At 69.9% G+C, this 5,215-nt stretch carries 8 protein-coding genes; 7 read left to right on the forward strand and 1 reads right to left on the reverse strand.

Translation table 11 applies throughout. From position 1 onward, the window contains the following. Positions 1 to 147: 147 nt before the first annotated feature. On the reverse strand, positions 148 to 342 hold the full coding sequence (locus VIR15_RS14350; RefSeq protein ID WP_331928798.1) for a CsbD family protein: 195 nt from the start codon (positions 340 to 342) through the stop codon (positions 148 to 150). A 104-nt stretch (positions 343 to 446) separates the two neighbouring features. On the opposite strand from VIR15_RS14350, the gene VIR15_RS14355 reads away from it, so the two are divergent. The 7 genes from VIR15_RS14355 to VIR15_RS14385 form a co-directional block, all read left to right on the forward strand. Beyond that, on the forward strand, positions 447 to 1,409 hold the full coding sequence (locus tag VIR15_RS14355; RefSeq protein WP_331928800.1) for a cation diffusion facilitator family transporter: 963 nt from the start codon (positions 447 to 449) through the stop codon (positions 1,407 to 1,409). Then, complete coding sequence (locus tag VIR15_RS14360; RefSeq protein ID WP_331928802.1) at positions 1,406 to 1,918, forward strand: methylated-DNA--[protein]-cysteine S-methyltransferase; 513 nt, start codon at positions 1,406 to 1,408, stop codon at positions 1,916 to 1,918. The genes VIR15_RS14355 and VIR15_RS14360 overlap by 4 nt, the downstream gene beginning before the upstream one ends. Before the next feature lie 102 nt (positions 1,919 to 2,020). After that, positions 2,021 to 2,521 (forward strand): RNA polymerase sigma factor, encoded by a 501-nt coding sequence (locus VIR15_RS14365; RefSeq protein WP_331928804.1) that lies wholly within the window; start codon positions 2,021 to 2,023, stop codon positions 2,519 to 2,521. Continuing rightward, positions 2,514 to 3,134, forward strand: coding sequence for a methylated-DNA--[protein]-cysteine S-methyltransferase (locus VIR15_RS14370; RefSeq protein WP_331928806.1), 621 nt, complete (start codon positions 2,514 to 2,516; stop codon positions 3,132 to 3,134). Before VIR15_RS14365 ends, VIR15_RS14370 begins: the two co-directional genes overlap by 8 nt. Positions 3,135 to 3,309: 175 nt before the next feature. Beyond that, the gene (locus VIR15_RS14375) at positions 3,310 to 3,813 is read left to right on the forward strand and encodes a SigE family RNA polymerase sigma factor (protein WP_331928808.1); all 504 of its coding nucleotides are present in this window, start codon (positions 3,310 to 3,312) and stop codon (positions 3,811 to 3,813) included. Continuing rightward, positions 3,810 to 4,652 (forward strand): hypothetical protein, encoded by an 843-nt coding sequence (locus tag VIR15_RS14380; RefSeq protein WP_331928810.1) that lies wholly within the window; start codon positions 3,810 to 3,812, stop codon positions 4,650 to 4,652. Before VIR15_RS14375 ends, VIR15_RS14380 begins: the two co-directional genes overlap by 4 nt. Before the next feature lie 77 nt (positions 4,653 to 4,729). Next, on the forward strand, positions 4,730 to 5,215 hold a 486-nt coding region (locus VIR15_RS14385; protein ID WP_331928812.1), incomplete at its 3' end, for a PHP domain-containing protein.

The raw sequence follows: 5,215 nt of genomic DNA on the forward strand, positions 1-5,215 counted from the left end.
GCCCCTGCTGCAGCAGGGGCAGCCAGTCGGTGAGCGGGTGTGTTGCGATGGTGGTGGCGGTGGTGCAGGCGGCGGCTCATCTGGGTCAGCCGGACATGATGATGGGCCAGACCCCCTCCACGAAGCCTGGCCCACCAGTCCTTGGGTTCAGCCGCGGAAGGCGTCCTTGACGTCCTCGCCCGCGTCCTTCAGCTGCTCGCCGCGCTGCTTGAGGTCAGCCTTGGCCTGGTCCGTCTGGCCCTCGGCCTCGAGACGCTCGTTGTCCGTCATCTTGCCGGCGGCTTCCTTGGCCTTGCCACCGAGGTCCTCGGTGATGTTCTTGGCCTTGTCCGTTGCACCCACGTCCGCTCCTTCCGTTGCACCAGATTGGTCACCGAGTCCATACCCACTCCCGGCGACCGAAACACGTGACCGGTCCTGTCTGAGATGTTTGGCAGACTGGACGGGTGCCCCAAGAGACCCGTGACCTGAGCCGCTTCGCCTGGCTGTCCATCGCAGCTGCGCTGGTGACGATCACGCTCAAGACCATTGCCTGGCAGCTCACCGGATCGGTCGGACTGCTCTCCGACGCGGCCGAGTCTGTCGTCAATCTCGTGGCCGCAATCGCGGTCCTCATCGCTTTGCGCGTTGCAGCGATGCCGGCGGACAAGAACCACCATTTCGGGCATGCCAAGGCCGAGTACTTCTCGGCAGCACTCGAGGGGATGATGATCTTCATCGCGGCCCTCGTCATCCTCTACACGTCGGTCGACCGGTTCCTCAATCCGCGGCCCATCGAGAACGTCGGCATCGGCCTGGCCGTCTCGGTGCTGGCCTCGGTCGTCAACGGGGTCGTCGCCTTCATCCTGCTCCGTGCCGGGCGACAGTATCGCTCGCTGACCCTGACGGCGGACGGCAAGCATCTCCTCACCGACGTCTGGACCTCCGGCGGCGTGATCGTCGGCGTTCTCGTCGTCGCCCTCACCGGGATCGAGCGGCTCGACCCGGTCATCGCCTTCCTCGTCGGGCTCAACATCATCTGGACCGGGTGGAAGCTCATTCGCCAGTCCACCGAGGGCCTCATGGACGTCGCGTTGAGCAAGGAGGAGAACCGGGGCATCGCGGAGATCCTGGCTCGGTTCGTCAGCAAGGACGTCCACTTCCATGCGCTGCGGACGCGGGTCTCGGGCCACCACCGGTTCGCCGAGGTCCACGTGCTCGTGCCCGGCCAGTGGTCGGTGCAGCGCGGCCACGACCTGGTCGAGGAGGTCGAGGCTGCGATCCACGAGGAGTTCGCCGACCTCTCGATCACCTGCCACCTCGAGCCGGCCGAGGATCCGCGCGCCTACGGCGACTACACGGCGGAGTTCCCGGTGCCGACGCACGATGACCTGCTCCGCACCCAGCCCCCGGCGCGACCGGCACCATGAGCCCGCGACATGTCCTGCTTCCCTCCCCCATCGGGGAGCTCACGGTCGTTGCGGAGGATGGCGCACTGACCCACCTGCTCATGGACGCGGCGAAGTACCGCCCGGCTGACACTGACGCCTTCGGCGACGAGGCCCCGCCGGACGAGGAGCCGTTCGCCGCGGCCGCGGTGCAGTTGCGCGCGTATTTCGCCGGTGAGCTTCGGGACTTCGACCTGCCGCTGGCCCCGCGCGGCGACGCGTTCCAGCAGCGGGTCTGGGACTTGCTCCGCACCATCCCGTATGGCGAGACCCGCAGCTACGGGGATCTCGCCCGGGCCCTCGGCGACCGCAACCTGGCCCAAGCCGTCGGCACCGCCAACGGCCGCAACCCCATTGCGGTCGTCATCCCGTGTCATCGCGTCATCGGCACCGATGGGTCGCTCGTCGGCTATGCAGGTGGACTGGACCGCAAGCGGTTCCTCCTCACCCTCGAGGAGCCCCCCGCTGACCACGCAGGCCGCCTCTTCTGAGCGATCGAGTGAACAAGAATCGGGCACAAAAGCCGTTCACTCGATTGGGATGGGGATTGGGGTGAGGGCTCACGGACCCGGTGCGAGGAGCGTTCTCCTGACATGAAGCAACCGTTCGAGCGGGCCGTCACCGAGCACGGGCCCGTCGTGCTCCGGGTGTGCCGCGCGACCCTCGGGCCCGCCGACGCCGACGACGCGTGGTCGGAGACCTTCCTCTCCGCCCTGCGCGCCTGGCCCGACCTGCCGGAGGACGCCAACGTCAGGGGGTGGCTCATCACCATCGCGCACCGCAAGGCGATCGATGTGCACCGGGCCACCGCCCGGCGCCCCATCCCCGTCGACGAGGTCCCCGAGCCGCGCAGCACATCGACCCCCTCCCCCGAGGAATCGCTGCCAGACGACGCGCTCTGGCAGTCGTTGGCCGCCCTCCCACCAAAGCAACGCCAGTGCGTCGCCTACCACCATGTCGCCGGCCTGCCGCACGCCGAGGTCGCCGCCATCGTCGGTGGCACGGAGGCCGCTGCCCGCCGTGCTGCGGCGGATGGCATCGCCGCACTCCGCCGCACCTACCTCGCCAATGAGGATGTGATCTCCCATGTCTGAGTCCCTGCATGACAAGCTCTTCCAGGCCCTGGCCACCGACCCAGCCCGGCCCGACGACCTACCCAGCGAGCTGCGCGACCGCCTGGTCGCGCGGGCCTCGGCCGAGCGTCTGCTCGACGTGACATACCGCACCGTCGACTCGCCACTCGGCCGGCTCCTCCTCGCTGCCACCCCGGCCGGCCTCGTCCGCGTCGCCTACGCCGCGCAGGACCACGAGGCCGTCCTCCAGGACCTGTCCGACCGCATCGGCTCCCGGGTCCTGCGCAGCCCATCGGGGCTGGATGACCTCGCCCGCCAGCTCGACGCGTACTTCGCCGGCACGCTCGCGGTGATCGACGTGCCGCTCGACCTGCGCCTCGCCCACGGGTTCCGTCGTGACGTGCTCGGCCACCTCCGGCAGATCCCGTTCGGACGGACCGAGAGCTATGCCGAGGTCGCCGCCGCATCCGGGAGCCCGCGTGCCACGCGGGCGGTCGGCTCGGCCTGCGCCACCAACCCGATGCCCATCGTCATCCCGTGCCACCGCGTCGTCCGGACCGGCGGCTCCCTCGGCGGGTACGTCGGGGGGCTGGACGCCAAGCGTTTCCTGCTGGACCTCGAGCAGGCCGCCTGACCGGTTCGACCTTGACCGGTTCGAGGTATTCGGGTCGAGGTTGAATCTCGCTCCCCAGAGCGAGGCGATACCTCGAACGGAATACCCCGAACGGAGATGCAACGGTTGGCGCGTCCCGCATGTCTTACCTCGTGTACGACACTGGGCCCATCTCTACGACCGGACCGGGGAGCAGATGCGAGGCACGGACGAGGAGGCGTTCCGCGCGTTCGTCACCGAGCGGCAGACCGTGCTGCGACGACGCGCGTTCCTGCTCTGCGGCAACTGGGCCGACGGCGACGAGCTCGTCCAGGAGGCCCTCGCCCGCGTCTACGTCGCCTGGCATCGAATCACCCCCGGAGCCGAGGCGGCCTACACCCGACGCACCATGATGAACGTCTACCTCAACGACCAGCGCAAACGCCGCCGAGAGATCCTCACCGACCAGACGCCCGAGCCTGCAGTCACCGACCATGACCGTGAGCTCGCCCTCACCCTGACCGAGCTGCTCAAGGACCTGCCGGACAAGCAGCGAGCCGTCATCGTCCTCCGGTTCTGGGAGGACCTCACCGTGCCCCAGATTGCCGAATGCACCGGCGTTGCGGAGGGCACCATCAAGAGCCAGATCTCCCGGGCGCTCGCCGCGCTGCGCGACCGGCTCGCCGAACCACCCCTGACCGGAGCAGGAGCCGTGCCATGACGCATCCGGACCAGAGCGAGCAGCAGCTGAGAAGGGCTCTCCGCGCCATGAACGACCTCCAGCCACCCACGGACGAGCTGTTCGTCCAGCGCGCCGTCATCCGCGGCCGGGCTCGCACGAACCGGCGCCGCAACGCCATCGTCGCTGCGGCCGCAGCCCTCGTCGTCATCGCCGGCGGCGGCGGTGCGTGGCTGCTCCAGGGTGGCCTGCCCGGCACCACAACCGCCTCCTCGGCGTCCGCCCCTGAAGTGATGAGCGACCAAGGAAGCCAGAGCGGCGCCGGCAGCGGCGCCGAGGGAAGCGCTGGGGGCCGCCAGCAGCCGACGCTCTCGGCGGGCCGCGACAACGCACCGGTAGCGAAGGCGGCGGTCGGGAGCGACTGGTTCGTCGGCCCACTGACACCGCAGCGCGCCGCGATCGAGGGCCTCGCGGCCGAGCTGACGAAGAAGTGGAGCGACGTCTTCTCCGGCGCCTATGCGACCGACCCGACGAACACGCACATCGTCATCGCCCTGACCCGCCGAGACGGTGCGCTCGAGGACCGCATCCGGTCCGCGCTGCCGAGCCGAGAGGACGTCGAGTTCGCCCAGGCCGAGCACACCTACGCCGACAAGGCCGCCCTGGTCCAACGCATCTCGGCCGACGCGCCGGCGCTGGCGAGTCAGGGCATCGTCATCTCGACCGTCACGCAGGACGCCCGGGCGGACCGTGTCGCCGTGGCCGCCTCCGGCACCGACGCCGAAGCCCGACTCCAGGAGCGCTACGGCGCCGACTGGGTCACGGTCACGCTCCTGCCGAAGGGACCGAACGACACGCTGTCGACGCCGCCCCCGCGCTGACCGGGCCACGCACGGAGCGAGCCAGGCCAGCGCGACCGGGCTCAGCGGCATGCGGCATCTCCACCTACGATCACGGCATGGAGGCACCCCGCCCGCCCAAGGCGCCCATGAGCCCACAGGACGCCCTGCGCCGCATCGGCTTCCTGCTCGAGCGGGCGCGGGAGAGCCCGTATCGGGTGGCGGCGTTCCGGCGGGCGGCCGAGGCGATCCGACTCATCCCCGAGGAGGAGCTGGACGAGCGCGTCCGAGCCGGAACGCTCAAGCAGATCAAGGGCATCGGGGACTCGACCGCGGCCATCATCGTGCAGGCGGTGCGCGGGGTCATGCCGGCCTACCTCGCCACCCTCGAGGAGCAGCATGGCGCGCCGCTCAGCTGGGATGGGGCCGAGCTCTACACCGCCCTGACCGGAGACCTGCACGTGCACTCCGACTGGAGTGACGGGGGCAGCCCGATCGAGGAGATGGTCCTCACCGCAGTCGAGCTCGGGCAGGACTGGATGGCCCTCACCGACCACTCCCCCCGCCTGACGATCGCCAACGGGCTCTCGCGCGAGCGCCTCGCG

The sequence above is a fragment of the Intrasporangium sp. genome (assembly GCF_036566125.1).
In the GTDB taxonomy this organism is placed as follows: domain Bacteria; phylum Actinomycetota; class Actinomycetes; order Actinomycetales; family Dermatophilaceae; genus Intrasporangium.